Source organism: Pseudomonas sp. JH-2 (assembly GCF_036231725.1).
In the GTDB taxonomy this organism is placed as follows: Bacteria; Pseudomonadota; Gammaproteobacteria; order Pseudomonadales; family Pseudomonadaceae; genus Pseudomonas; species Pseudomonas delhiensis.
In genome coordinates, this window is the sequence record NZ_JAZAQP010000007.1 from 41633 (window position 1) to 66263 (window position 24631).

Consider the following 24631-nt stretch of genomic DNA (forward strand, 5'->3'; position numbering starts at 1 on the left):
GCCATGCCATTCCCCTGTAGGAGCGCGCCCTGCGCGCGAATCGCGGGCAGGGCCCGCTCCTACATCCATGCTTCCTGGAATCGTAGGAGCGGACTCCGTCCGCGATAGGCCGAGCCCCGTTGCGAAATCGCAGATGAATCCATGCCTCCCTGGCCTGTAGGACGAATAACCGTTCGCGGTTATCCGCCGTTGGCCCGCGCTCCCGTGGCTACAGCCCCGCATCGGGAGCCGGTTCCAGGATCAGGCTGCCCAGCGGCGGCAGGTCCAGCAGCAGCGAATACGGCTGGCCATGGGAGGGTTCCGGGAGCGTCTCGCAGCGCTCGCGGCTGCCGGCGTCGGAGCCGGCGTAGGCGGCGCCGTCGGAGTTCAGGCGCACGCGCCAGGCGCCCTGCAGCGGCACCCCCACCCGGTAGCCCTCGCGCGGCTGGGGGGTGAAGTTGTGCACCACCAGCAGCGGCGAACGCTCGCGGTCCAGGCGCAGCCAGGCGTAGACGCTGTTGCGCTGGTCGTCGCCGATCAGCCAGTGGAAGCCCTCGGGGCCGTCGTCCAGCTGGTGCAGCGCCGGCAGCCCGCGGTACAGGCCGTTGAGGTCGCGCACCAGCGCCTGCACCCCCAGGTGCTCGGCGTAGCGCAGCAGGTACCAGTCCAGCTGGTCGTCGTGGTCCCATTCGCGCCACTGGCCGAACTCGCAACCCATGAACAGCAGCTTGCGCCCCGGGTGCGTCCACATCAGGCTCAGGTACAGGCGCAGGTTGGCGAACTGGCGCCAGCGGTCGCCGGGCATCTTGGCCAGCAGCGAGCCCTTGCCGTGCACCACCTCGTCGTGGGAGATGGGCAGGATGAAGCGCTCGGTGAAGGCGTACAGCAGGCCGAAGGTCAGGCGGTGGTGGTGGTAGCCGCGGTACAGCGGGTCCTCGCGGATGTAGGCCAGGGTGTCGTGCATCCAGCCCATGTTCCACTTGTGCGAGAAGCCCAGCCCGCCCTCGGCCACCGGCCGGCTGACGCCGGGCCAGGCGGTGGATTCCTCGGCGATCACCAGGGCGTCGGGCACCTCGGCGGCCACCACTTCGTTGAGGTGGCGGAGGAACTCGATGGCCTCCAGGTTCTCGCGCCCGCCGTGGCGGTTGGGGATCCACTCGCCTTCCTTGCGCGAGTAGTCGCGGTAGAGCATCGAGGCCACGGCGTCGACGCGCAGGCCGTCGACGTGGTACTCGCGCAGCCAGTGCAGCGCCGAGGCCAGCAGGAAGCCGTGCACCTCGGTGCGGCCGAGGTTGTAGATGTAGGTGTCCCAGTCCGGGTGGAAGCCCTCGAAGGGGTGCGCGTACTCGTACAGCGCGGTGCCGTCGAACTGCCCCAGGCCGTGCTCGTCGGTGGGGAAATGCGCCGGCACCCAGTCGAGGATGACGCCGATGCCGGCCAGGTGGCAGCGCTCGACGAAGGCGGCGAACTGCGCCGGGCTGCCATAGCGCGCGGTGGGCGCGAACAGCGACAGCGGCTGGTAGCCCCAGGAGCCGCCGAAGGGGTACTCCATGACCGGCATCAGCTCGACGTGGGTGAAGCCCATGTCCTGCAGGTAGGGGATCAGCCGCTCGGCCAGCTCGTCCCAGCTCGGCGGCCGGCCGTCCAGGGTCTGCCAGGAACCGGCGTGCAGCTCGTAGATCGCCAGCGGGCTTTGCGGCCCCTGGCGGCCGTGGCGCTCGCGCATCCAGCGCTCGTCCCGCCATTGCCGCGGGGTGGGCTCGGCCACCCGCGAGCCGGTGGCCGGCGGCCGCTCGGTGGCCAGCGCCAGCGGGTCGGCCTTCAGCGGCAGCAGGCCGCCGGGGCCGAGGATTTCATACTTGTAGACCTCGCCGGGCTGCAGGCGCGGCACGAACAGTTCCCAGACGCCGCTGGGGTAGCGCAGGCGCATGGCGTGGCGGCGCCCGTCCCAGGCGTTGAAGTCGCCCACCACCGACACGCGCCGGGCGTTGGGCGCCCACACCGCGAAGCGCACCCCGGCCACGCCGTCCAGGGGCATGGCCTGGGCGCCGAAGCACTGGCCGAGGTGGCGGTGGTTGCCCTCGGCGAACAGGTAGAGGTCGGTGTCGCCCAGCAGCGGGCCGAAGGCGTACGGGTCCTCGGTGATCTGCTCGCCCTCGGGCCAGTGGATGCGCAGCAGGTAGGCCTGGCGCGCATCCAGGTGGGCGCTGAACAGCCCGCTGGCGTCCTGCTGCTCCATGGCCGCGAGGAACTCGCCCTCGCGGCCCAGCAGCTCGCAGGCGAAGGCCCCCGGCAGCCAGGCCCGCACGCGCCAGCCGTCGCCCTCCGGGTGCGCGCCGAGGAAGGCGAAGGGGTCGCCGTGCTCGGCCCGCTGCAGCCGTTCCAGGTGGTTGCGTTCGTCGTCGTGCGACGCCTGTGTCATGTCCTTCCTCCCAGCAGGTGGAGCGCGAGCTCCAGCATTCCCAGCAGCGGCACCCCGACCCAGTCGGGCCGGTGGCCGCTCTCGTAGACCACTTCGTAGGCCGCCTTCTCCAGGCTGAACAGCGCCATGGCCGCGCCCTCCCCCTCGCGCCCGTGCCATTCGTGGGGCAGCCCGGCGGCCGCCAGGCGGTAGGCATCGAGGAAAGCGTCGCGGGCCTGGGTGCGGTAGCGCTGGGCGATGGCGCGGCGCACCTGCACCGCCTCCTCCGAGACGTCGGCGCTCTGCAGGTTGCGTTCGGCCATGGCGGCGGCGTAGTCGAAGGAACGCAGCACCCCGGCCACGTCCTTCATCGGGCTGTTCAGGGCCCGGCGTTGCTCCAGCGAGCGGTTGGGCTCGCCCTCGAAATCGATCAGGTAGGCGTCCTCCTGCACCACCAGCACCTGGCCCAGGTGCTGGTCGCCGTGCACGCGGATCATCAGCCCGCCCTCGGCCAGCCGCGCCAGGTTGCCCACCGCCAGCAGCAGTTCGTCGCGCAGCTCCAGCAGGCGGGCGGCCTGGGCGCGGCCGCGCTCGTCCAGGCCCGGGGCGTCTTCCAGCGCCTGCAGGGCCTGGCCGACCTGGGCGCCGACGCCCTCCTGCCAGGCGCGGCTATCGGCCGGGCCGCTGCGCCGCGGGGCGAAGTCCGGCTCGTTCACGCCCTCGGCGAGCACCTGATGCATCTCGCCCAGGCGCCGGCCGAGGGTGGCGGCGAAGCCGCGCAGCTCGTCCAGGGCATCGAACTCCGGGGGCTGCGCGGCGCCGGCGGCCAGGGCCTCGCGGATGGCCCGCTCCAGGTTGTTCTGCGTCCAGGTCCAGGCGTCGCCCTGGTTGCTCAGGTAGCCCTGCAGCAGCATCAGTGTGTGCGCCTGGCCCTGCTCGTCCACCCGGCGCACCTCGCCCAGCAGCGGCGCGACGTTGGCAAAGCCGTGGCGGCTCAGGTAGGCGCCCATTTCCGCCTCCGGGTGCAGGCCGGGCGAGACGCGCCGCAGCACCTTGAGCAGCAGGCCGTCGCCGAGCAGCGCCGAGGTGTTCGACTGGTCCGCGGCGAGTACCCGCACCGGGGCGTCCTCGGCCAGCTCCGGCCCGGCCAGGCCGGGCTGCGGCACGAACTGCACCTCGCCGCCCGGGCCGACCAGGGTGGCGCCCTGGCGCAGCAGCTGCAGCACGGCGCGGCTGAAGCGCGGCAGGCTCAGGGCGTCGGTCAGCAGGCCGACGCGGCGGCCACGGCGCAGGCGGGCCATGGCCAACTGCTGCGGCAGGTCGTAGCCGCTGCTGCTCTTTTCCGGCGCCGCGGCCAGGGGCAGCTGGTAGTGCTCGCACAGCTCGCCGTCGCGGTATTCCAGCTCCACCAGCAACGGCGCGGCGTCGCCCTCCTCCAGCGGCAGCGCGTAGAGCAGGCGCACGCTGCCGGGCAGCGCCCGGGCATGGGGGAACCAGCGCCGGCGCGGCAGGTAGCGCGGTAGCGAATCCTTCTCCAGCAGCTCGCGCGGGGTGCCGCCCATGAGTTCCTCCAGGCGCTGGCCCAGCACCAGGGTGGGCAGCTCCGGCAGGCGCTCCTCGGGCTGGCGGTGCCAGCTGGGCATGCGCTGCGAGTCGGCCAGGTAGAACCAGTAGAAGCCGTAGGGCGGCAGGGTCAGCAGGTAGGTCAGCCGGCCGATCGGCGGGAAGGCGGCGCCGCCTAGCATTTCCAGCGGCACGCGGCCTTCGAACTCGGCCAGTTCCAGCTCCACCGCCTGGGCCGCGCCGGACAGGTTGGCGATGCACAGCAGGCTGTCCTCGCCCTCCTCGCCGCGGTACTGCCGCAGGTAGGCGAGGATGCGCCTGTTGCTCGGCGACAGCAGGGTCATGCTGCCGCGGCCGAAGGCCTTCTGCTGCCTGCGCACGGCGAGCATGCGCCGTGTCCAGTTGAGCAGCGAATGCGGGTCACGCAGTTGCGCCTCGACGTTGACGCTCTGGTAGCCGTACAGCGGGTCGAGGATCGGCGGCAGCACCAGGCTCGCCGGGTCGGCGCGGGAGAAGCCGCCGTTGCGGTCCACCGACCACTGCATGGGGGTGCGCACGCCGTCGCGGTCGCCCAGGTAGATGTTGTCGCCCATGCCGATCTCGTCGCCGTAGTACAGCGTCGGCGTGCCGGGCATCGACAGCAGCAGGCTGTTGAGCAGCTCGATGCGCCGCCGGTCGCGCTCCACCAGCGGCGCCAGGCGCCGGCGGATGCCCAGGTTGATGCGCGCGCGGCGGTCGGCGGCGTAGTAGTTCCACAGGTAGTCGCGCTCGTCGTCGGTGACCATCTCCAGGGTCAGCTCGTCGTGGTTGCGCAGGAAGATGGCCCACTGGCAGTTGTCGGGGATGGCCGGGGTCTGGCGCAGGATGTCGCTGATGGGGAAGCGGTCTTCCTGGGCGATGGCCATGTACATGCGCGGCATCAGCGGGAAGTGGAAGGCCATGTGGCATTCGTCGCCGGGGCCGCTGTCGTCCATGCCTCCGAAATAGGGCCGGGTGTCCTCCGGCCACTGGTTGGCCTCGGCCAGCAGCATGCGGTCGGGGTAATGGGCGTCCAGCTCGGCGCGGATGCGCTTGAGCACGGCGTGGGTCTGCGGCAGGTTCTCGCTGCTGGTGCCCTCGCGCTCGATCAGGTAGGGAATGGCGTCCAGGCGCAGGCCGTCCACGCCCAGGTCGAGCCAGAAGCGCATCACCCCGAGCACGGCGCGCAGCACCTGGGGGTTGTCGAAGTTCAGGTCCGGCTGGTGCGAGTAGAAGCGGTGCCAGTAGTACTGCCCGGCCTGCGGGTCCCAGGTCCAGTTGGAGGTCTCGCTGTCGACGAAGATGATCCGGGTGCCGGCGTAGCGCTCGTCGCTGTCGGACCAGACGTACCACTCCCGCGCCCGCGAGCCCTTCTTCGCCCGCCGCGCACGCTGGAACCAGGGGTGCTGGTCGGAGGTGTGGTTGATCACGAGTTCGGTGATCACCCGCAGGCCGCGCGCGTGGGCGGCGGCGATGAAGCGGCGCACGTCGGCCAGGGTGCCGTAGTCGGGGTGCACGCCGCGGTACATGGCGATGTCGTAGCCGTCGTCGCGCCGCGGCGAGGGGTAGAACGGCAGCAGCCAGAGGGTGTTCACCCCCAGGTCGGCGATGTAGTCCAGCTTCTCGATCAGCCCGGGGAAGTCGCCGATGCCGTCGTTGTTGGCATCGAAGAAGGACTTCACGTGCAGCTGGTAGATGACCGCGTCCTTGTACCAGAGCGGGTCGTGCAGGAAGGGACGGGGCTTTCTCAGGCGTCTGGCCATGGGCGACTCCTACCGGCGCTGCGGGTGCAGGCGCCAGATGCCGAAGGGAAGGTGCCAGGGCTCGATGCGCATCCGTTGGCGTTTGCCGTACCAGGTCCACTGGTGGCCGTTCATCAGGTCCTCGCCGCCCATGGCGGCGTCGTCCGGCAGGCCGAACTCCCACAGCGGCAGCTCGAAGTCGGCCTCCTGGGCGTTGTCCGGGTCCAGGCACACGGCGACCAGCACGAAGTTGTCCAGGTCCGCGGTGCGCTTGCCGAAGTAGAGGATGTTGTCGTTCCAGGCGTTGTAGGCCTGGAAACCGAGGTGGCTGTGCAGCGCCGGGTTCTCCCGGCGGATGCGGTTGAGCCGGGTGATCTCGCCGACGATGTTGCCCGGCGCGCGGTAGTCGCGCTGGCGCAGTTGGTACTTCTCGGAATCGGCGTATTCCTCGCGGCCGGGGATGGCCGCCGCCTCGCACAGCTCGAAGCCCGAGTACATGCCCCACAGCCCGGAGCCGGTGGCCGCCAGCACGGCGCGGATGAGAAAGCCGGCGCGCCCGCTGCGCTGCAGGAAGAAGGGGTTGATGTCCGGGGTGTTGACGAAGAAGTTGGGCCGGTAGCAGTCGCGCCAGGGCGGCTGGCCGAGTTCCTCGAAGTAGCTCTGCAGCTCCTGCTTGGTGTTGCGCCAGGTGAAGTAGGTGTAGCTCTGGCTGAAGCCGAGCTTGCCCAGGCGCGCCATCATCGCCGGGCGGGTGAAGGCCTCGGCCAGGAAGATGACGTCAGGGTGCAGGTGGCGCACCTCGGCGATCAGCCATTCCCAGAACGGCAGCGGCTTGGTGTGCGGGTTGTCGACGCGGAACAGGGTCACGCCCTGGGCCACCCAGCCCAGCACCACCTCCAGCAGGGCCAGCCACAGCGAGGGCACGGCGTCGGCGGCGTAGAAGTCGACGTTGACGATGTCCTCGTACTTCTTCGGCGGGTTCTCGGCATGGCGGATGCTGCCGTCGGCGCGCCAGCTGAACCAGCCGGGGTGCTGGCGCAGCCAGGGGTGGTCGGGCGAGCACTGGATGGCGAAGTCCAGGGCCACCTCCAGGCCGTGGGCGCGGGCATCGGCCACCAGGGCGCGGAAGTCCTCCAGGCTGCCCAGCTGCGGGTGCACCGCCTCGTGGCCGCCCTCCCCGCTGCCGATGGCGTAGGGGCTGCCGGGGTCGTCCGGGCCGGCCTGCAGGCTGTTGTTGGGGCCCTTGCGGTGGCTGCGGCCGATGGGGTGGATGGGCGGGAAATAGAGCACGTCGAAGCCCATGGCGGCGATTTCCGGCAGGCGCCGGCGCACGTCCTCGAAGCGCCCGTGCACGCCCGGCTGCGCCCCCTCGGAGCGGGGGAACAGCTCGTACCAGCTGGCGAAGCCGGCCAGCGGCCGCTCCACCTCCAGGCTCAGCACCGGGCTGCGCACCCGCTGCAGGCGCGGCTGCACCTGCTGCATCAGCGCCAGGGTGGCCGGGGCCAGCAGCAGGGCCACGCGGCCGTCGCGTGGCTGCTCGGCGGCGAGCCGCGCCAGCAGGGCGTCGAGCTGCTCGGCCGGCTCGCCCTGGGCCGCCTGGCGTGCCTCGCGCAGCAGCTGCTCGCCTTCGCTCAGCTCCAGGTCGATGGCCTGGCCGGCGGCGTACTTCTTCTCCAGGTCGTGGCGGAAGCTGGCGTAGCGGTCCAGCCAGGCCTGGATCACGAACTGGATGCGCCCCTCGTGGGGCGGCAGCAGCTCGGCCTGCCACAGGTCGTTGCCCTGCCAGGCCAGCGGCTGGCTGCGCCAGGCCTCGTCCGGCGCCAGGCGCCAGGTCACCTCGGCGCCCAGTTGCTCGTGGCCGTCCATGAAGACGCGCGCGCTGACCGGGCAACGCTGCCCGGCGATGGCCTTGGCGGCGAAGCGCCCGCCCTCGACCTGGGGCTCGATGCCCTCGATGGAGATGCGCGGCGCCTTGGCCGCGGCGCTGGCGCGCCCGTGCAGGTCCGAATTCATCGCTGCGCCCTCCTCGCCAAGCGATTCGATGATCGTCGGCCGCAACCTGCGGCCCCATGCTTTCCGAGGCTGGGCCAGCCGGCAAGTTCAGACTTTTCGCCGGCGGGCCGGCTCAGCGCGCGGCGCGTCGCCGGCTGCCGGCCTTGCGCCGCGCCGGCGCTTCCTCGGCCGGCTTCTCGCTGGCCTTGCCCTTGCCCGCCGGCCTGGCGCCAGCGCCCTTGGCGTTGCCGCGCAGGCTGCGCCGCAGCAGGTCGGTGAGGTCGATGATGTCGGCGCCCTCGCTGGCCTCCGGCGCCTCGGCGCCGGGCACTTCCTCCAGCTGGCCCTTGGCGGCCTTCTGCTCCACCAGGGCGTGGATCTCGTCGCTGAAGGTGTCCTTGAAGGCCGAGTCGTCCCAGGCCTGGCTCATGTCTTCCACCAGGCGCGTGGCCATCTCGCGCTCGCGCTTGTCCAGGGCGATGTCGTTCAGCTCCAGCGCCAGCTCGTCCACCGGGCGCACCTCGCCCGGCCAGCGCAGCGTCATCAGCAGCAGCGCCTCGCCGTCGGCCAGCAGCGCCGCCAGGTGCTGGCGGCTGTGCAGCACCAGCTGGCACACCGCGACCTTGCCGCTGCGCGCGAGGGTCTCGCGCAGCAGCACGTAGACCTTCTCGCCGCGCCGCTCGGGGCTCAGGTAGTAGGGGGTGTCGAAGTACGGCAGGGGAATCTCGCCACGCTCGACGAAGCGCAGGATGTCGATGGTCTGCGTGGCCCGCGGGCGCGCCGCGCGGATTTCCTCCTCGCTGAGCACCACGTAGCGGCCCTTCTCGTACTCCACGCCCTTGACGATCCGCTCCCTGGGCACTTCCTTGCCGGTCACCTTGTTCACCCGCTTGTAGCCCACCGGCTCCAGGCTGCGGGCGTCCAGCCAGTCGAAGTCGGTGCCGCCGGAACGGCTGGCGCTGTTGAGCCCCACGGGGATGTGCACCAGGCCGAAACTGATCGCGCCCTTCCAGATCACGCGCGCCATGTGCGCCTCCTACAGTGAGATGCCATCGTCGAAACGGACGCGGCCGTCCGCGCCGATGTCGCGGATGCGCGCCAGCATGCGCCGGGCCGCGTCCTCGGCTTCGGCCGCGTTGCGGCTGCCGGGGGCGAACACCCAGAGCACTTCCACCGGCGCGCCCTCGCGCTTGGGCTGGTACTGGATCAGCCCGACGTAGGCGCCGCCGTCGCACATGGCGTCGGTCCAGGCGCTGCTGCCGCTGAAGTCACGGAACATGGCGCTCCTCCGATGTATCGGGCACCTGCGGCCGCTCGAACAGCCGCGGCAGGCTGTGCAGCACCGCCAGCGCCAGCAGGGTGCCGAGCACCGCGGTGGCCGAATGGCCGCGGCCCACGCAGATGCCGATGGCGGTGCTCAGCCAGAGCCCGGCCGCCGTGGTCAGCCCCTTCACCCGCGCGGTGTCGGCGCTGTCCTTGAGGATGGTGCCGGCGCAGAGGAAGCCGATGCCCGCGGCGATGCCCTGGATCACCCGGCTGATGGCGTCGTCGCCGGCGCCGCCTTCGCTGATCGCCATGACGAAGAGCGCGGCGCCCAGGGTGACCAGCATGTGCGTGCGCAGCCCGGCGGCCTTGCCCTGGCTCTCGCGCTCGTAGCCCAGCAGGCCGCCCAGCAGCGTGGCGAGCGCCAGGCGGAAGCAGGCGCGGGTGATCTGCTCCAGCTCGCGCAGGTCGGAAAACTCCGCCAGCAGGGCCTCGGCGATGCGCGACAGGGTCTCCATGGGCCTCTCCGCGAAGGGGTATTGCTGTTGCAGACTGCCGCGCCGGCCGATGGTTTGAACGATTTTCCCGGCGGTAGCGCCAGCACTACCGCCCGGCGGCTGGTCCGCGCGTTTCGCCGCCGCGCCGGTCCAAACCCGGCAATCGCCGAACAAAGGGACGCGCCATGAACAGCGACGAAAACGACTTCGCCCACGCCTACGAGCAGGCCCTGACCGAAGTGGCCCTGCCCGCCTTCGCCGCGGCCGGCGAGTACGCCCGCGACCACGGGCTGCTCTGCCACCTGGGGTTGCACCGCGGCGCCGGCGGGCTTTCCGAACTGGGCCTGCACGCCCGCCGCCCCGGCGAGGGTCTGGACTGCCACTGCCTGATCAGCGCCGACCCGCAGAGCGCCAGCCTGGTGCACGAGAACCACTACGGCGGGCGCGGCGACCCGGAGCGCATCGTCGGGCCGCTGGCCTCGCTCAACCGCATGGTGCTGGACACCCGCCTGCAGGCCTTCTTCCAGGCCGGCTTCGGCCTGAGCCTGGACTACCTGGCGCGCCGCCATGGCGGCGGCTTCTGGTAGGCCCTAGCCGCCCACCGGCACTTTCCAGATTTCCTCGGCGTACTCGCGGATGGTGCGGTCGGAGGAGAACCAGCCGACCCGCGCGGTGTTCAGCACCGCCGCGCGCCACCAGCGGGAGGGCTCGCGCCACAGTGCCTCGACGCGCGCCTGGGCCTGCCAGTAGGCCTCGAAGTCGGCGCAGAGCATGAACCTGTCGTCGTGGCGCAGCCCCTCCACCAGGGCCGTGTAGCGGTTGGCGTCGTCCGGCGAGAAGACCCCCGAGCCGATGGCCTGCAGCGCCTCCTGCAGGCGCGGCGAGGCGGCGATCTCGCCGGCCATGGACAGCTCGCCGGCATGCTTGCGGGCCTCCACCTGCTGGGCGGTGAGGCCGAAGATGAACAGGTTCTCCAGGCCGATGCGCTCGGACATCTCGACGTTGGCGCCGTCCAGGGTGCCGATGGTCAGCGCGCCGTTCAGGGCGAACTTCATGTTGCTGGTGCCCGAGGCCTCCAGGCCCGCGGTGGAAATCTGCTCGGACAGGTCCGCCGCGGGGATGATGGCCTCGGCCAGGCTGACGTTGTAGTTGGGGATGAACACCACCTTGAGCAGGCCGCGCACCGTGGGGTCGTCGTTGACGATACGGGCGATGTCGTTGGCCAGCTTGATGATCAGCTTGGCCTGGTGGTAGCTGGGCGCGGCCTTGCCGGCGAAGATCTTCACCCGCGGCAGCCGCGGCGCGGCCGGGTCGTTGCGGATGTCCTGGTACAGCGCCACGGCGTGCAGCAGGTTGAGCAACTGCCGCTTGTACTCGTGGATGCGCTTGACCTGCACGTCGAACAGCGCCTCGACGTCCAGGCGGATGCCCAGGCGCTCCTCCACCAGCTGCGCCAGGCGCGCCTTGTTGTGCCGCCGCTGCTGGGCGAAGCCGCGTTGCACGGTGGTGTCGCCGGCGTGGGCCTCCAGGCCGCGCAGGCGCCGCTCGGGGTCGTCGAGCAGCTCGCGGCCGAGGCACTCGCAGAGCAGCCCGGTCAGCTCCGGGTTGGCCTGGAACAGCCAGCGGCGGAAGGTCACGCCGTTGGTCTTGTTGCTGATGCGCGCCGGGTACAGGCGGTGCAGGTCGCGGAACACCGTCTCGCGCATCAGCTCGGTGTGCAGCGCGGAAACGCCGTTGACGCTGTGCGAGCCGAGGAACGCCAGGTTGCCCATGCGCACCCGGCGGCCGTTGTCCTCCTCGATCAGCGACACCGCGCGCAGCAGGGCGAAGTCGTGGATGTCCTTGGCCCGCAGCGCATCGATGTGGAAGGCGTTGATCAGGTAGATGATCTGCATGTGCCGCGGCAGCAGGCGCTCCATCAGCGCCACCGGCCAGGACTCCAGGGCCTCGGGCAGCAGCGTGTGGTTGGTGTAGGACAGCGTGGCCACGGTCAGGCCCCAGGCCTGTTCCCACTGCAGGTGGTGGTCGTCCAGCAGCAGGCGCATCAGCTCGGCCACGGCGATGGCCGGGTGGGTGTCGTTGAGCTGGATGGCCACCCGCGCCGGCAGGCTGGCCAGCGCCAGGCCCTGGCCCAGGTGGCGCTGCAGCAGGTCCTGCAGCGAGGCGCTGACGAAGAAGTATTCCTGGCGCAGGCGCAGTTCCTGCCCGGCCTCGGTGCTGTCCGCCGGGTAGAGCACCCGCGAGATGCTCTCGGCGCGCGCCGTGTCGGCCACCGCGCCGAGGTGGTCGCCGGCGTTGAAGCGGTCCAGCTTGAGGGTTTCCTCGCCACGGGCGCGCCACAGCCGCAGGGTGTTCACCCCGGCCCGGCGCCAGCCGACGATGGGCATGTCGTAGGCCACCGCGCGCAGGCGCTCCATGGGTTCCCAGTGCTGCCGCGCGCTGCCGTCGCTGCCGTTGAGGGCGTACACGCTGCCGCCGAAGCCGATGCTGATGCTGCATTCCGGGCGCTCGAACTCCCAGGGGTTGCCGAAGTCCAGCCAGGTCTCCGGCTGTTCCTGCTGCCAGCCGTCGGCGATGCTCTGGCGGAACAGCCCGTGCTCGTAGCGGATGCCGTAGCCGTAGGCGGGGATGTCCAGGGTCGCCATGCTTTCCATGAAGCAGGCCGCCAGGCGCCCCAGGCCGCCGTTGCCCAGGGCCGCGTCGGGTTCGGCCAGGCGCACCTGCTCCAGGTCCACGCCCAGTTGCAGCAGCGCCTCGCGGGCGATCTCCAGCAGCTCGAGGTTGCTCAGGTTGTCGATCAGCAGGCGGCCGATGAGGAACTCCAGCGACAGGTAGTAGACGCGCTTGCGCCGGCTGCGGTCGATGCTGTGGCTGGCCTCGTCCCAGCCATCGACGATGTAGCGCCGGGCCGCCAGCGCCAGGGCCTCGAACCAGTCGTGGGCGTAGGCGTCGGCGGCGTCCTTGCCGACGTCGTAGCGCAGTCGCGTCAGCACTTCCTGCTTGAAGTTTTCCACCTGTTCGGGAACGGGGGTGCTGGAGCCTTGCATGGCGGTCTCTCCACGGTTCGCCTGTGGGAAACGGCGGCGCCACCGGCCGCCTCGTGTATCTAGGCCCCCGGGCCGGGGCCGGAGTTCAGGTGTTTTCCCCGCCCGGGGCGGCCGTCCGTCCGAATCGCTGAACACCGCGCGGCGCTGCGGCCTCTCCCGAACGAACCCCGCAGTGAAGCGGCCGACAAAGGAGAACAGCCATGCCCCGAGGCAGCAAAGACAAGTACACCGACAAGCAGAAGCGCAAGGCCGAACATATCGAGGAAAGCTACGAGGAGCGTGGCGTCTCCAGGGACGAGGCCGAAGCGCGGGCCTGGGCCACCGTCAACAAGCAGTCCGGCGGTGGCGAGCGCTCCGGCGGTTCGGGCCAGAAGAAGAGCCCGGGTGCCAAGGCCGAATCGCGGCGTTCCTCGGCGCGCCGCGCGGTGGCCACCAAGCACGGCGTGCCGCGCCCCGGCCAGCGCCTGGAGGCGATGAACAAGCAGGAGCTGCTGGAACGCGCGCGCCGGCAGAACATCCGCGGCCGCTCGAGCATGCGCAAGCAGGAACTGATCGAGGCCCTGCGCAAGGCCTGAGCCCCGCGGCCCCTGGTGCGATAGCGCGCCGGGGGCCGCGTGCGCTTCAGCCATTGACCACGGTGCCACCGTTGACGTGCAGCACCTGGCCACTCATGTACGAGGAGTCGGAGCAGGCCAGGTAGACGTAGGCCGGCGCCAGTTCGTCGGGCTGGCCCGGACGCCCCATCGGGGTATTGCTGCCGAATGTCTCCACCTCCTCGGCGCTGAAGGTCGAGGGAATCAGCGGCGTCCAGATCGGCCCCGGGGCCACTGCGTTGACCCGGATGCCGCGCTGGACGAGGTTCAGCGCCAGGGAACGGGTGAAGGCGGTGATGGCACCCTTGGTCGAGGAATAATCGATCAGCCTGGGGTTGCCCTTGTAGGCGGTGATCGAGGTGGTGTTGACGATGGCCGCGCCCTCGCCCATCAGCGGCAGCAGTGCCTTGGTCAGCTGGAACATGCCGAAGATGTTGGTGCGGAAGGTGCGCTCCCACTGCTCTTCGCTGATGTCCTCCAGGGAAGCGGCCGGGTGCTGCTCGCCGGCGTTGTTCACCAGCACGTCCACCCTCCCCCAGCGTTCCTCCAGGCGCCGGGCCACCTCGGCGCAGAAGCCGGCATCGGCGACGTCGCCGGCCAGCTCCAGGCAGTGCTGGCCGCAGGCCTCGATCAGTTGGCAGGTCTTGGTCGCGTCCTCGGTTTCCTCCAGGTACAGCAGCATCACGTCGGCCCCCTCGCGGGCGAAGGTCAGGGCCACGGCGCGGCCTATGCCGCTGTCGCCGCCGGTGACCACCGCCACCCTGCCCTCCAGCTTGCCGGCGGCGCGGTAGCTTTCCGAGGCGAACTCCGGCGGCGGCTGCATGGTCTCCTCGCGGCCGGGCTGCTGGTCCTGGTGCTAGGGCGGTAGTTTGTCGCTCATGGTCGCTCTCCTCTCCGGCGCGCGCGCCGGTCGGTGTCGGGGCGTCAGCCGCGTGGCGGCACGGCCTCGCCGCAGTGGCAGTGGGGGTCCTGGCAGTGCTTCTCGCCGTCGGGGTGTCCATCCGCACAGGCCTGGCAGCAATAGGCGCGGCCTTCGGCGAACACGGCGGCGGCGCCCAGGCTGCACTGGCAGCCGGGGCAGGCGCAGGGTTGGTCGCTCATCGCAGGTCTCCTTCGGCTCGGTGTCAGGGAGCGGGGCCGCAGCCCCGCCGGTCACAGGGTTCGGCCGGCGGCGGGCGGTGGAGTTCAGCTTTTTCCGCCAGCGGCCCGCCGGCCGCGTTTTCTGAACCTGCGGCCACCGCGGGCGTCCACCCAGCACAGCCCACCACCGGAGGAAAGGCCCATGGCCGCGCGCATTCCCCTGCTGCTGTTCGCCTGCCTGTGCTGCATCGGCCTGGCGCACGCCGCCCCCGCCAGCGAACCCCACGCCACCTTCGTCGCCAGCGCCCTGGCCAACAGCCAGCAGCAACTGGCCCGCGCCCGCCTGGCCCTGGACCACGGCCACACCACGGCGGTGCGCGACCAGGCCCAGGGGCTGATCGACCAGCACCAGCGCCTGCAGGACGACCTGCGGATACTGGCGCGCAAGAAAGGCCTGCTTCCGCCCCGCGACGAAACCCGCGAAGCCCGCGCCACCCAGGCCCGCGAGCAACTGGCGAACAGCCAGCGCTTCGACCGCGACTACGCCGAGGCGCAACTGGCCTCCAGCCGCCAGGCGGTGGAACTCTTCGACCGCCTGGCCGGCGACGGCAGCGACGCCGAACTGCAGCGCTTCGCCCGGCACTGGCAGCCGCAGCTCTACCACCAGCGGGAGATCGCGCAGCAGTTGGTGGATGGGGAGAAGCCGTGACGCGCGGCCACGGCCACGTGATCCGCTCCTACGCTGCCCGAGCCATGCCATTCCCCTGTAGGAGCGCGCCCTGCGCGCGAAATCGCGGGCAGGGCCCGCTCCTACAATGGGGCAACATGGGAGACGCGGATTTTGATCCAGTCACTCCCGTGAACGAGGGAGCCCAGAAGACAGTTGCTCCTGCGTACGTGGGGCCAGGAAGACGTTCGGTACAGCCAGGAAATCCCGGGTCATCCCGATTCTTTCGAGCGTAGGGCGGATAACGCCTACGGCGTTATCCGCCATCGTCATCGGCGCTGCGCCCCAACTGCTCCCACATCTTCCGCGTCAGGCGCTGCCGGACATCGCCCCAGCCCGCCCAGGGATCGTCCTTGCCCCGCAGCGCCAGGCGTTCATCGATATTGCCGAGGGTCCAGGCATTGGCCCCCTTCAAGGAGTCCAGCTCGCTCTCGGCCACCGGCACCGACACCGGCAGGCCCTCGCGGGCGCGGACCGACCAGACGCACACGGTACTGGCGCCGCGGCTGTTGCGCAGGTAGTCGACGAAGATCCGGCCCACGCGGTTCTTCGGCCCGGACACAGCGCTGAAGCGGTCCGGCATCTGCTTTGCCAGGTGGCAGGTGATGGCGTGGGCGAAGCCCTTGACCTCGTCCCAGCCGTGCCGGCGCTCCAGCGGCACCAGCACGTGCATGCCCTTGCCGCCGCTGGTCTTGAGGAAGCAGGCCAGGCCCAGCTCGTCCAGCACGGCGAGGGTCAGCCGGGTGGCCTCGATCATCCGCGCCCAGGGCAGGCTGGGGTCGGGGTCCAGGTCGAGGACGAAGCGGTCGGGGTGCTCCAGGTCATCCACCCGGGCGTTCCAGGTGTGCAGCTCGACCACGCCCATCTGCGCGGCGCCGGCCAGGGCCCTGGCGGTGGCGATGCGCAGCAGCGGCGCGTGGCCGGGGTCCAGCCGCGGGTCCAGCTGTTCCACGCCGGGCATGGCGTTGCGCGAAGCGTGGCGCTGGAAGAAGACTTCGCCGCCGACGCCGTCCGGGGCGCGCAGCAGCGACACCGGGCGGTCGTCGAGCCAGGGCAGGATGCATTCGGCGGCCTTCTCGTAGTAACGCGCCAGGTCCAGCTTGCTCAGGCCGCTGGCGGCGTCGATCACCCGCTCGGGGTGGGTGATGGCGACGCCGGCGACCTTCGCGTCGTCCCGCGCCGCCTTCCTCGGGCTTTTGGCCGTGGGTTTCGCCGCCTTGCCGGCCACCCCGGCCGCCGGGCTGGCGCGTTCCTGGACGATGGCCTTGGCGGGCTTGTCGCTGCGCAGGCCGTGGAACACCGCCTGGCGCACCAGGCCCTCGCGGGTGATCTCGGCGAAGGCCACCTCGCAGAGCTGCTCGGGGCGCAGCCAGGTCACGTCGCGGTAGGCCTGGCCGCGGGGCGGCGCGGCCAGCGGGCAGGTCTTGCGCGCCAGCGGGCGCAGGCTGGCGTGCACCCGCTTCAGCGTGGCGGCGTCGAAGCCGGTGCCCACCTTGCCGGCGTAGCGCAGCTTGCCCTCGTCGTCGTGCAGGCCCAGCAGCAGCGCGCCGAAATGCTGGCGGCTGCCCTTGGGCGGAGTCATGCCGACGATGACGAATTCCTGGCGGCGCTTGCACTTGAGCTTGATCCAGTCGGTGGAGCGGCGCTCTACATAGGCGCTGCCGGCGCGCTTGCCGATCAGCCCTTCCAGGCCCAGGCGGCAGGCGCTGTCGAGGATGCTGCGCGGATCGTCGGTGAAGTCCTCCGAGTAGCGCAGGCGGTCGCTGGCGTTGCCCTGCAGCAGCGCGGCCAGCGCCGCTCGGCGTTTTTCCACCGGCTGCCGGCGCAGGTCCTCGCCATCCAGCCAGAGCAGGTCGAACAGGGTGTAGCGCACCTCGTCGCTGGCGCCCACGTCGAAGGCGTTCTGCAGGCGCTGGAAGTCCGGGCGGCCCTCCTCGTCCACCACCAGTATCTCGCCGTCGAGCCAGGCCGACCGCAGCGGCAGGGCCCGCAGCCCGGCGCAGATGTCCGGCAGGCGCTCCGACCAGTCGTGGCCGTTGCGCGTCTGCAGGCGCACCTTGCCGTCCGCCACCCGCGCCAGGATGCGGTAGCCGTCGAGCTTCAGCTCGTAGCGCCAGTCGCCCTCGGGCGGCGCATCCAGCAGGGTGGCCAGTTCCGGGGAGATGTGCTCGGGCATGGCGCCGGCCACCTTGCGCGGGGCCTTGGCCGGCATGGCGCGCTTCGGCGGCGGCGTCTTCGGTGGCGGCGTCTTCGGTGGCGGCGCCGCCTCGCCGGGCAGCGTCCGCCCGCTGAGCACGCTCTGCGGCGCCTCGGCGAGGATGTCGTGGCGGGGGAAGTCGCGGGCCTCGTCGTCGCGGCCCTTGACCAGGAACCACTGCGGCTTGCGCCCGGCCATGCGGGTGCGGATGAGGTTCCAGCTGCCGTGCAGCTTGCTGCCTTCCAGGCGGAACTTCAGGTGGCCGTTTTCCAGGCCCTGGCGCGGGTCGCCCAGGGGGACCCAGCGGCCGCGGTCCCAGACGATGACGTCACCGGCGCCGTAGTGGCCCTCGGGGATGTGGCCCTCGAAGCCGGCGTATTCCAGGGGGTGGTCCTCCACCTCGATGGCCAGGCGCTTCACCGAAGGGTCCAGGCAGGGCCCCTTGGGCACCGCCCAGCTCTTCAGCACCCCGTCCAGTTCCAGGCGGAAGTCGTAGTGCAGGTGGCTGGCGTCATGCTTCTGGATGACGAACGCCAGTTCCCCGGCATGCCGCCCGGGGGCTTCGCCGCGCGGCTCCGGCGTACCGCCGAAGTCGCGGCGGCGGGCGTATTCCTCCAGGCTGGAGGTGTCACTGGCCATCGGTGCTTCCTCCGTGGCTCGGGCGTTCAGCGTTCTTCTTCGTCAGTGTCCGGCGGCGATACCCGGTCGGTCCAGGGCTTGCCGTCCAGTGGCGCGGAGCGGCCCAGTTCGGCCTCGTCCAGGCCGATGCCGCCGCCGATCTCCTCCTCGCCCACCACCCGCAGCTCGCGGTCCACCGGCGTGTCGTCGGCCGGTTCCAGCTCGGATTCGCTGCCTTCGTCGAGCAGCGTCTCCGGGGCCAGGTCGTCGCTGTCCACATGGTCCTCGTAGTCGCCGTCGACCAGGGTCTCGCCGCCGGTCATGCCCATCTCGGCCGCCCGTTCCGGCGGGAACTCCTCGTTCACCTCGCGCCGCGGGCGCTCGTCGCCGATGCGGCCCTGGGCGCGCTCCTCGTCGAAATCCAGTTCGCGCACCGAGCCCATGCGTCCTCGGTGTCGTCGATTTCCTGGGGCTGGCTGTGCTTGCGCTCGTCGTTCATGGCCTTCTCCTCTCGCTGGGCGCCGCCCTGCCCCGGCCTCGGGCTGCCGGGCAGGCAGCGGCGCCGGCCTCAGGGGGAAATGGGGTCGCTGGCGGGAAAGGTTTCTTCCAGGGAGTGGTCCAGCTGCTGCTCCTGGCTCTTCTTCGCCTTGCCGCGGTCGGCGCAGGGGCATTCGGGGTCCTTGCACTGCCGGTCCCCGGGGTGGCCCTGGGCGCAGGCCTGGCAGCAGAAGTAGCGGTCGCCCTCGCGCACGGCGGCATCGTCCAGCTCGCAGATGCAGCCGGGGCAGGCGCAGATATCGGGTTTCATCTCCAGGCTCCTCCGTGCGTCAGCTCTACCTGGGTTGAGCCGGACGCCAGCGGGGAGTTCAGCTTTTCGTGCGGGCGAGGCCGCCGCGGTTCAGGCGGCGTCGTAGGTGCGGATCAGCTCCTGGCCCAGGCTTTCCACCTGCTCGGCGGTGCACAGTTCCTCGCCGCTGATGCCCACCACGGTGGCGGGCGCCCTGCCCTGCGACGGGTGGCGCAGGCTGATCGCGTAGCAGCCATCGAGCTGCCGGCAGCAACTGAAGCGGAACGCCGGGTGGTTGTGCTGCAACAGGTCTTCGATTTCACCGCGTGTGAAGTGGGTCATCTGCATGCCCCTCCCAGGAAAAGAATGTCTTTGAGCAAAGGTAGCGCCGGCAGCCGGCGAAAACAGGGTGGCGGGGAGCCATCGTTCGGCCATGCAGAATGCCTGATCGACGAAAGCGCTCCGCGCTTCATCCACTTAGCGGGACTGCGAGCCCACGCGCCGCTTTCTTGTCGCCAAAAAAAGCGCCAGGCCGGACGAACGGTCGGCGCCGCGGGACGTTGCCGGCACCCAGGTCATCCCACCGGCGAGGTGGCGCGCCTCAGCATCACTTGGCCATCATCCTGGCATGCAGTAAGGCGGCGGACGATCCCGCCGCTTTGCAATGCGCAAGTATCAAGGGGCCATCTCTCCAATAAGAAGTTAAACAAAAACAGTTGGTTGAGGATGACGACAGAGACGGAACGATTGCTGCAAAGCCCTCGACCACCGTCCAACGAACAGGGAGCACGTCATGCCTGCCACCCCCAACGCTGCCATCGAACACCTGCAGAACCAGTTCCGCGCCTATTCCCCGCGATTCACCTTCCGCCCCGACGGCTCGGTGCTGATGGACCTGCACGACGCCAACGGCGAGCGCATCGCCCTGCGCGTGCTGCACAAGGAAGAGCAGGAAAACGAGGTTCTGCTGAACAACCTGGTGGAACGCATCCGCCGCGACCTGATCACCGAGTCGGGCCCGCTGCAGCCGGACAACGTCGACTGGTTCCTCAAGCGCATCGAGCTGCGCACCTTCGTCCCCGGCAACTACCAGCACCGGCCGCGCAAGATCGTGGTGGCCGGCGAGCGCCTGCGCGCCCAGGCCGACCGCAACCCGCGCTGGTAGGGCCCACCCCGCCGCCGGCAGGGTTCGAACAATCTGCCCGGGCGTCAGGCGTGCACCGTCCACTGGCAGGTGGAATCGGCGATGGGCATGGCGTCCACCCGCTCGACCAGGCCGCAGGCGATGGCCTCCTGCGCCCCGAGGATGCGCGGGTAGGCCATCAGGTAGCTGGGAATGTCCAGGCGTTCCGCCGCGCCCCGGGTGCGCTCGGCGACGATGTCGGCGTAGAGCTTCAGGTCGTAGTCCAGGCTCATGGCGTACTCCGCCATGCGCGCATGGTCCACCGCGCCATGCAGCGACCAGTGGAACGGGTGGAACAGGAACTTGCTGTACGGGCAGGCGGTGCGCACCTGGCCGGCGAGGAACAGGATGTTGCCCATGGATTCCACGGTGCCGAGGTTGTGGGTGTCCACCTGCACCGGCAGCGAAAGCAGGTAGTTGTACAGGGTGAAGCCGTAGCTGCAGTCGCCGCCCATGGTGGCGATGTTCAGCTGCAGGTGGCTGGCGCCCTGCTGCAGGGCGCGGGTGCAGGTGCTGATGAGGTTGCCGCAGGTGGACGAGTTGATCGGGCCGGTGAAATGGATGATGTGCGTGGACATGGGCGTGCTCTCCTGGTTGCGGGGGCCTCCGGGCTGGACATTCTGCTGAGTCGCGGCGAAGCCCGGTCGAGCCATCGGCGCGACGAACGGCTGGGGCGTGGTTCCGCCCATGCCCGATGATCGGCGTGGCCGCGGGTCATCGCGGACGGAGTCCGCTCCTACGCAGCCCGAGTCATGCCATTCCCCTGTAGGAGCGCGCCCTGCGCGCGAAATCGCGGGCAGGGCCCGCTCCTACAAAGAGCACCCCGGCGCGGACTGCAAGACAATCGTCATTCCCGCGAACGCGGGACGCGGCTCCATCGCGAACAGCGCTTGCGCTGGCCCGAAGGGGAATAACCCAGAGACTTTTGGGTTTGGGTGTAGCGCGCCGCACCGAGTGCTCGGATGTTTCTTGTTTCGCCCCCTCGGGCGAGTCCCTTTTGTCAAACGCCACAAAAGGAACCAAAAAGGCTTGCCCCGCATACGGGCCCGATGAAGCCGGGCTACCCTCGCGAATTCCCCCGCCACGGAGGCCCGCCCCGAGGGTACGTCCCTGTAGCCCATCGGGGCTCTAGCGACATCCATGTCGCATGACCTCCTGAGCGCCGGTTTCGCTCGGCCTTCTGAAGGGGCGTTCCGGTGCGCTCGGTGGTTTCTCTGGAAACCCGTAGGGCGCATAACGCCTACGGCGTTATCCGCCAAATCGCGGACGGAGTCCGCTCCTACGGTTCCAGGAAGCACGGTCGTAGGAGCGGACTCTGTCCGCGATCGGGCTCACCGGCTATTCAGGGGCAGGCCCTCCGGCACCTGGCGGTTCTCTTCCAGCAATTCGGCCACCAGCTCCTGCAGTGCCTCCGCCACATCGCCGCCGCGCGCCAGATGCCGGCGCAGGCTGCGCACCTGCCGCTGCGCGCTGCCGCCCGAGCGGGCCAGCCGGCAGGCGTGGGCGTAGGCCCATTCGTTGCCGGCGCGGGCCGGTGCCGCGCACTGTGCCCAGGCCTGCGCCAGCCATTGCGCCAGGTCGACGCAGCGCCCGTCGGCCAGCAGGAAGCGCGCCCGGCAGCCGTGGCGCTGGGCCTGCCAGTAGTTCTCCGCCAGCAGCGCGCGCGCCAGGTGCGGGTCACCGGCATCGGCATCGGCCATGGCCTGGGTGAGCAGCGCGCGGAACAGCCCGGCGATGCACAGCGCGTCGGCCAGGCGCGGGCAGGCGTCGCTGATGCGCAACTCCAGGGTCGGGTAGCGCGCCGAGGGCCTCAGGAACCACCAGGCGTGGCCCGGCTCGCGCATCAGGCCCCGGGCGTGGAGCAGCTTCAGGTGCGCCTGGTAGGCCGGCTCGTCGGCGAACCACGGCGGCATGCCCATCCGCGGCCATTGCCCGGACAGCGCCCGGCGGTAGCTGGCGAGCCCGGTGTGGCGGCCCTGCCAGAACGGCGACGAGCAGCTCAGCGCCAGCAGCAGCGGCGCCCAGGGCAGCACCCGGTTCATCAGCGCCACCCGGTCCTGCCCGGGCGGCACCTCCACGTGCACGTGCAGGCCGCACAGCAGGCTGTTGCGGGCCGGCTGCACGTAGTCCTCGAACAAGGCGCGGTAGTGCGGCTGCTCGCTGGGCGCGGCGTCGGCGAGGCAACTGAACGGGTGCGCGCCCACCACCAGGCTGCGCAGGCCGTGGGCGCGGGCCAGGTCGGCCAGCTGCGCGCGGCCGCGGGCGAGGAAGGCGGCGGCCTCGCCCAACTGGCGGAACACCGGGCTGACCAGTTCCGCCTGGCACTGGAACATTTCCTCGGCGAAGCAGTCGCCCAGCGCCCGGCGGCAGGCCGGTCCCCATTCGGGCGGGACGTGCCGGGCCAGGTCGAGGCTGGCGCCGTCGAGAAGAAAGGCCTCTTCCTCGATGCCGAAGCGGGCCGGTGGGTGCGCGGGCGTCGCGGCCATGGTGATCCCTGCCGGAAGGGTTACAGGATCGACGCCGCGGCCCCGCCCCGGGTTCCGTCTTTCCTGCGCGCAGCCGCTCGGGCCGATTGTTGAAACCTTCGCCGCCGGCGCCGATCGCACTCTTCAGGAGCCATCGCCAGAGGAGCCGCCCCATGAACCTGCCCTGCACCCCGCCCCGCGAAGAGGCGGTCGATGCCCGCTCGCTGCACGCGGCCCTGCTCCACGCGCCGGAGGAACACCTGGCGGCGGCCGACGCCTTCCTCCAACGGCAGCTGCAACGGGCGGCCGAGCGGCCCGTGGACCTGCCCGATACCCCGGCGGCCTGGCCGCAGTGGCTGGACGCGCGAGCCGCCCGCACCGCGCGGGACTATGCGCGCTACCTGGCCGAGCGGCATGCCGGCGCCCCGCGGCGCTACTTCCGCAACCGTGCCCACGCGCTCCACTTCCTGCGCGGCGTGGCCCCCACCAAGCTGGTGGACGGCGCCTGGCTGTACGGCGTGCTGGCCCATGCCGGCGACGCCCGGCTGCTGCCGCTGGTGCACACCTACCTGGAGGAGCTGGGCCGCGGCGTGGCCGGCTGCAACCATGTGCTGATCTACCGCCACCTGCTGGAAAGCCTGGGCTGCGCCGGCACGTCCGACCTGTCCGTCGAGCACTACCTGCAGGGCACGGTGCAACTGGCGCTGGGCTGCCTGGCCGGGCAGCGCCTGCCCGAGCTGATCGGCTACAACCTGGGCTACGAACTGCCGCCGCTGCACCTGCTGGTGACCACCTGGGAACTGCAGGAACTGGGCATAGACCCCACCTACTTCCGCCTCCACGTGACCATCGACAACGCCAGCTGCGGCCATGCCCGGCGGGCCCTGCAGACACTGTTCAACCACCTGCCGGACAAGCCGCGGCGCGCGGCCTTCCTCGCCCGAGTGCGGGCCGGCATGGGGCTGAACGACGTCGGCCTGTCCAGCACCCAGGTGATCGACGGCTTCGACCTGGACCACGAACTGCTGGCCATGCTGGAGCGCAAGCAGCCCTTCGCCCGCCACCAGCACAGCGACCGCGCGCGCATCCAGGGCCGCACCCTCAACCAGTGGCTGGCCCAGCCCTGGGGCGTGGCCGCCCTGTTGCGGGCGCTGCAGCAGGAAGGCTGGATCCTGCGCGACGCCGACCCGGCGCGCAGCCGCTTCTGGCGCCTGGTCAGCGGCCCCGACGCCGCCATGTTCGGCGTCTTCGATGGCTACGAGCAGCAGTTGCTGCACGACTGGATAGCCGGCAGTTGGGCGCCCTCGCCCGCCCCGGCCCGGCACGCGCCGCCGCGACCGCTGGCGCTGGAGCCGGCGCCGGCCGACCTCGACGAGGAGGAACGCCGGCTGCGCCGCGAACTGGCCCAGCTGGTGCCGCACCAGCGTCGCCAGCACCTGCTGCCGCTGCTGGCCCCGCAGCGCCACTGGACGCCCCTCGGCCTGCTGGCCACCCGCCTGTTCAGCCAGGACCTGGGGGTGGCCCCATGACTGCGCTGCCACCGCGCCTGGAGGCCCTGCTGGCGCTGGGGCTGCGCCTGCGCCGGGAAGGCTACGCCTTCGTCACCGTGAGCCCGGCCACCCATGCGCGGGTCAATGCCCGCGAGGAAAACGCCCTGGCCCGTGACCTGCGCGACATCTTCGGCTGGAGCCGGCCCTTCGCCGACGGCCAGCTCGAGCGCCCGCTGTTCTCCCTGCTGGCGGCCGCCGACCTGCTGCACTGGGACGGCCGCCACTGGCGCAGCAAGGTGCGCTGGTCGAGCCTGGAGGACCAGCTGTTCGTGCACTCGGCCTACCCCACCCAGGAGGCCGAGGCGGTGTTCTTCGGCCCCGACACCTACCGCTTCGCCCGCGCCATCGGCCAGCACCTGCAGGCACTGGACAGCCGCGACGTCCACCGTGCGGTGGACATCGGCTGCGGCGCCGGGCCCGGCGCCATCCTCCTCGCCGGGGCCTGCCCGCGGGCGGAAGTGCACGCCGTGGACATCAACCCCCACGCCCTGGCCTTCACCCGCGTCAACGCGCTGCTGGCCGAGGCGCCGCAGCTGCAGGTGCGCCGCAGCGACCTGCTGGAGGGCCTGGCCGGCGACTTCGACCTGATGGTGGCCAACCCGCCCTACATGCTCGACCCAGCCCAGCGTACCTACCGCCACGGCGGCGGTTCCCAGGGGGCGGAGCTGTCGCTGCGCATCCTCGAAAGCGCCCTCGGCCGCCTGGCGCCCGGCGGCAGCCTGCTGCTCTACACGGGCGCCGCGGTCATCGACGGCGAGGCGCCGCTGTGGCACCAGGCGAGCCGGCTGCTGGCGGCCCGCCCCGGCTGGGAATGGCACTACGAGGAACTGGACCCGGACGTGTTCGGCGAGGAACTGGAGCAGCCCGCCTACCGGCAGGTGGAGCGCATCGCCGCGGTGCTGCTGACCTTGCGCCGCCTGGCCTGAAGG

At 71.0% G+C, this 24631-nt stretch carries 19 protein-coding genes and 2 pseudogenes; 6 read left to right on the forward strand and 15 right to left on the reverse strand.

Annotated elements, in window-relative coordinates:
* Positions 1 to 208: 208 nt before the first annotated feature.
* From glgB to VV867_RS06955, 6 genes are all read right to left on the reverse strand, one after another.
* Positions 209 to 2401: a 1,4-alpha-glucan branching protein GlgB gene (glgB, locus tag VV867_RS06930; RefSeq protein WP_328565955.1), complete on the reverse strand. Its 2193-nt coding sequence runs from the start codon at positions 2399 to 2401 to the stop codon at positions 209 to 211.
* Positions 2398 to 5724: a maltose alpha-D-glucosyltransferase gene (gene treS, locus VV867_RS06935; protein ID WP_328565956.1), complete on the reverse strand. Its 3327-nt coding sequence runs from the start codon at positions 5722 to 5724 to the stop codon at positions 2398 to 2400. The genes glgB and treS overlap by 4 nt, the downstream gene beginning before the upstream one ends.
* Positions 5725 to 5733: 9 nt before the next feature.
* Complete coding sequence (locus tag VV867_RS06940; RefSeq protein ID WP_328565957.1) at positions 5734 to 7716, reverse strand: alpha-1,4-glucan--maltose-1-phosphate maltosyltransferase; 1983 nt, start codon at positions 7714 to 7716, stop codon at positions 5734 to 5736.
* A gap of 112 nt (positions 7717 to 7828) precedes the next feature.
* A complete protein-coding gene (gene ku, locus VV867_RS06945; protein WP_328565958.1) occupies positions 7829 to 8722 on the reverse strand; it encodes a non-homologous end joining protein Ku in 894 nt (297 codons plus the stop codon).
* Positions 8723 to 8731: 9 nt separating this feature from the next.
* Positions 8732 to 8974 (reverse strand): hypothetical protein, encoded by a 243-nt coding sequence (locus VV867_RS06950; RefSeq protein ID WP_109933741.1) that lies wholly within the window; start codon positions 8972 to 8974, stop codon positions 8732 to 8734.
* Positions 8964 to 9476: an MgtC/SapB family protein gene (locus tag VV867_RS06955; protein WP_275630202.1), complete on the reverse strand. Its 513-nt coding sequence runs from the start codon at positions 9474 to 9476 to the stop codon at positions 8964 to 8966. The genes VV867_RS06950 and VV867_RS06955 overlap by 11 nt, the downstream gene beginning before the upstream one ends.
* Positions 9477 to 9640: 164 nt before the next feature.
* Here VV867_RS06955 and VV867_RS06960 point away from each other — a divergent pair, with 164 nt between their 5' ends.
* Positions 9641 to 10042: a hypothetical protein gene (locus tag VV867_RS06960; protein WP_275630201.1), complete on the forward strand. Its 402-nt coding sequence runs from the start codon at positions 9641 to 9643 to the stop codon at positions 10040 to 10042.
* A 3-nt stretch (positions 10043 to 10045) separates the two neighbouring features.
* On the opposite strand, the gene VV867_RS06965 is transcribed toward VV867_RS06960, so the two are convergent.
* The gene (locus VV867_RS06965; protein WP_328565959.1) at positions 10046 to 12502 is read right to left on the reverse strand and encodes a glycogen/starch/alpha-glucan phosphorylase; all 2457 of its coding nucleotides are present in this window, start codon (positions 12500 to 12502) and stop codon (positions 10046 to 10048) included.
* 200 nt (positions 12503 to 12702) lie between these two features.
* On the opposite strand from VV867_RS06965, the gene VV867_RS06970 reads away from it, so the two are divergent.
* Positions 12703 to 13077 (forward strand): Rho termination factor N-terminal domain-containing protein, encoded by a 375-nt coding sequence (locus VV867_RS06970; RefSeq protein WP_109933737.1) that lies wholly within the window; start codon positions 12703 to 12705, stop codon positions 13075 to 13077.
* Positions 13078 to 13123: 46 nt separating this feature from the next.
* Here the strand turns inward: VV867_RS06970 and VV867_RS06975 are convergent.
* Positions 13124 to 13951, reverse strand: a pseudogene (locus tag VV867_RS06975) (SDR family oxidoreductase); the annotation flags it as partial.
* Positions 13952 to 14019: 68 nt separating this feature from the next.
* A complete protein-coding gene (locus tag VV867_RS06980) occupies positions 14020 to 14196 on the reverse strand; it encodes a metallothionein (RefSeq protein WP_089393194.1) in 177 nt (58 codons plus the stop codon).
* 181 nt (positions 14197 to 14377) lie between these two features.
* On the opposite strand from VV867_RS06980, the gene VV867_RS06985 reads away from it, so the two are divergent.
* The gene (locus tag VV867_RS06985) at positions 14378 to 14884 is read left to right on the forward strand and encodes a DUF4142 domain-containing protein (RefSeq protein WP_109933735.1); all 507 of its coding nucleotides are present in this window, start codon (positions 14378 to 14380) and stop codon (positions 14882 to 14884) included.
* A 274-nt stretch (positions 14885 to 15158) separates the two neighbouring features.
* On the opposite strand, the gene ligD is transcribed toward VV867_RS06985, so the two are convergent.
* From ligD to VV867_RS07005, 4 genes and pseudogenes are all read right to left on the reverse strand, one after another.
* Positions 15159 to 17738 (reverse strand): DNA ligase D, encoded by a 2580-nt coding sequence (ligD, locus tag VV867_RS06990; protein WP_328565960.1) that lies wholly within the window; start codon positions 17736 to 17738, stop codon positions 15159 to 15161.
* A 26-nt stretch (positions 17739 to 17764) separates the two neighbouring features.
* Positions 17765 to 18216: pseudogene (locus tag VV867_RS06995) on the reverse strand (phosphotransferase system, HPr-related protein).
* Positions 18217 to 18285: 69 nt separating this feature from the next.
* The gene (locus VV867_RS07000; RefSeq protein WP_089393198.1) at positions 18286 to 18525 is read right to left on the reverse strand and encodes a metallothionein; all 240 of its coding nucleotides are present in this window, start codon (positions 18523 to 18525) and stop codon (positions 18286 to 18288) included.
* A 90-nt stretch (positions 18526 to 18615) separates the two neighbouring features.
* Entirely contained in the window at positions 18616 to 18846 is a 231-nt protein-coding gene (locus VV867_RS07005) for a hypothetical protein (protein ID WP_089393199.1), read from the reverse strand.
* A 451-nt stretch (positions 18847 to 19297) separates the two neighbouring features.
* Here VV867_RS07005 and VV867_RS07010 point away from each other — a divergent pair, with 451 nt between their 5' ends.
* Positions 19298 to 19669, forward strand: a complete 372-nt coding sequence (locus tag VV867_RS07010) for a DUF3509 domain-containing protein (protein ID WP_109933731.1) — start codon at positions 19298 to 19300, stop codon at positions 19667 to 19669.
* A gap of 44 nt (positions 19670 to 19713) precedes the next feature.
* On the opposite strand, the gene VV867_RS07015 is transcribed toward VV867_RS07010, so the two are convergent.
* Both VV867_RS07015 and VV867_RS07020 read right to left on the reverse strand, forming a co-directional pair.
* Positions 19714 to 20265: an ATP-dependent Clp protease proteolytic subunit gene (locus tag VV867_RS07015; RefSeq protein WP_109933730.1), complete on the reverse strand. Its 552-nt coding sequence runs from the start codon at positions 20263 to 20265 to the stop codon at positions 19714 to 19716.
* A 753-nt stretch (positions 20266 to 21018) separates the two neighbouring features.
* Entirely contained in the window at positions 21019 to 22173 is a 1155-nt protein-coding gene (locus VV867_RS07020) for a carboxylate-amine ligase (protein ID WP_328565961.1), read from the reverse strand.
* Between the two features lie 152 nt (positions 22174 to 22325).
* Between VV867_RS07020 and VV867_RS07025 the strand changes: the two genes are divergently transcribed.
* Together VV867_RS07025 and VV867_RS07030 are read left to right on the forward strand one after the other, a co-directional pair.
* Positions 22326 to 23681, forward strand: a complete 1356-nt coding sequence (locus VV867_RS07025; protein ID WP_328565962.1) for an iron-containing redox enzyme family protein — start codon at positions 22326 to 22328, stop codon at positions 23679 to 23681.
* Positions 23678 to 24628: a class I SAM-dependent methyltransferase gene (locus VV867_RS07030; protein WP_328565963.1), complete on the forward strand. Its 951-nt coding sequence runs from the start codon at positions 23678 to 23680 to the stop codon at positions 24626 to 24628. Before VV867_RS07025 ends, VV867_RS07030 begins: the two co-directional genes overlap by 4 nt.
* Positions 24629 to 24631: the final 3 nt, after the last annotated feature.

Excerpts from the sequence above, each read along its gene's own strand:
- glgB (WP_328565955.1), bottom strand. The coding sequence starts at position 2,401 with ATGACACAGGCGTCGCACGACGACGAACGCAACCACCTGGAACGGCTG.
- treS (WP_328565956.1), bottom strand. The coding sequence starts at position 5,724 with ATGGCCAGACGCCTGAGAAAGCCCCGTCCCTTCCTGCACGACCCGCTC.
- VV867_RS06940 (WP_328565957.1), bottom strand. The coding sequence starts at position 7,716 with ATGAATTCGGACCTGCACGGGCGCGCCAGCGCCGCGGCCAAGGCGCCG.
- ku (WP_328565958.1), bottom strand. The coding sequence starts at position 8,722 with ATGGCGCGCGTGATCTGGAAGGGCGCGATCAGTTTCGGCCTGGTGCAC.
- VV867_RS06950 (WP_109933741.1), bottom strand. The coding sequence starts at position 8,974 with ATGTTCCGTGACTTCAGCGGCAGCAGCGCCTGGACCGACGCCATGTGC.
- VV867_RS06955 (WP_275630202.1), bottom strand. The coding sequence starts at position 9,476 with ATGGAGACCCTGTCGCGCATCGCCGAGGCCCTGCTGGCGGAGTTTTCC.
- VV867_RS06960 (WP_275630201.1), top strand. The coding sequence starts at position 9,641 with ATGAACAGCGACGAAAACGACTTCGCCCACGCCTACGAGCAGGCCCTG.
- VV867_RS06965 (WP_328565959.1), bottom strand. The coding sequence starts at position 12,502 with ATGCAAGGCTCCAGCACCCCCGTTCCCGAACAGGTGGAAAACTTCAAG.
- VV867_RS06970 (WP_109933737.1), top strand. The coding sequence starts at position 12,703 with ATGCCCCGAGGCAGCAAAGACAAGTACACCGACAAGCAGAAGCGCAAG.
- VV867_RS06980 (WP_089393194.1), bottom strand. The coding sequence starts at position 14,196 with ATGAGCGACCAACCCTGCGCCTGCCCCGGCTGCCAGTGCAGCCTGGGC.
- VV867_RS06985 (WP_109933735.1), top strand. The coding sequence starts at position 14,378 with ATGGCCGCGCGCATTCCCCTGCTGCTGTTCGCCTGCCTGTGCTGCATC.
- ligD (WP_328565960.1), bottom strand. The coding sequence starts at position 17,738 with ATGGCCAGTGACACCTCCAGCCTGGAGGAATACGCCCGCCGCCGCGAC.
- VV867_RS07000 (WP_089393198.1), bottom strand. The coding sequence starts at position 18,525 with ATGAAACCCGATATCTGCGCCTGCCCCGGCTGCATCTGCGAGCTGGAC.
- VV867_RS07005 (WP_089393199.1), bottom strand. The coding sequence starts at position 18,846 with ATGACCCACTTCACACGCGGTGAAATCGAAGACCTGTTGCAGCACAAC.
- VV867_RS07010 (WP_109933731.1), top strand. The coding sequence starts at position 19,298 with ATGCCTGCCACCCCCAACGCTGCCATCGAACACCTGCAGAACCAGTTC.
- VV867_RS07015 (WP_109933730.1), bottom strand. The coding sequence starts at position 20,265 with ATGTCCACGCACATCATCCATTTCACCGGCCCGATCAACTCGTCCACC.
- VV867_RS07020 (WP_328565961.1), bottom strand. The coding sequence starts at position 22,173 with ATGGCCGCGACGCCCGCGCACCCACCGGCCCGCTTCGGCATCGAGGAA.
- VV867_RS07025 (WP_328565962.1), top strand. The coding sequence starts at position 22,326 with ATGAACCTGCCCTGCACCCCGCCCCGCGAAGAGGCGGTCGATGCCCGC.
- VV867_RS07030 (WP_328565963.1), top strand. The coding sequence starts at position 23,678 with ATGACTGCGCTGCCACCGCGCCTGGAGGCCCTGCTGGCGCTGGGGCTG.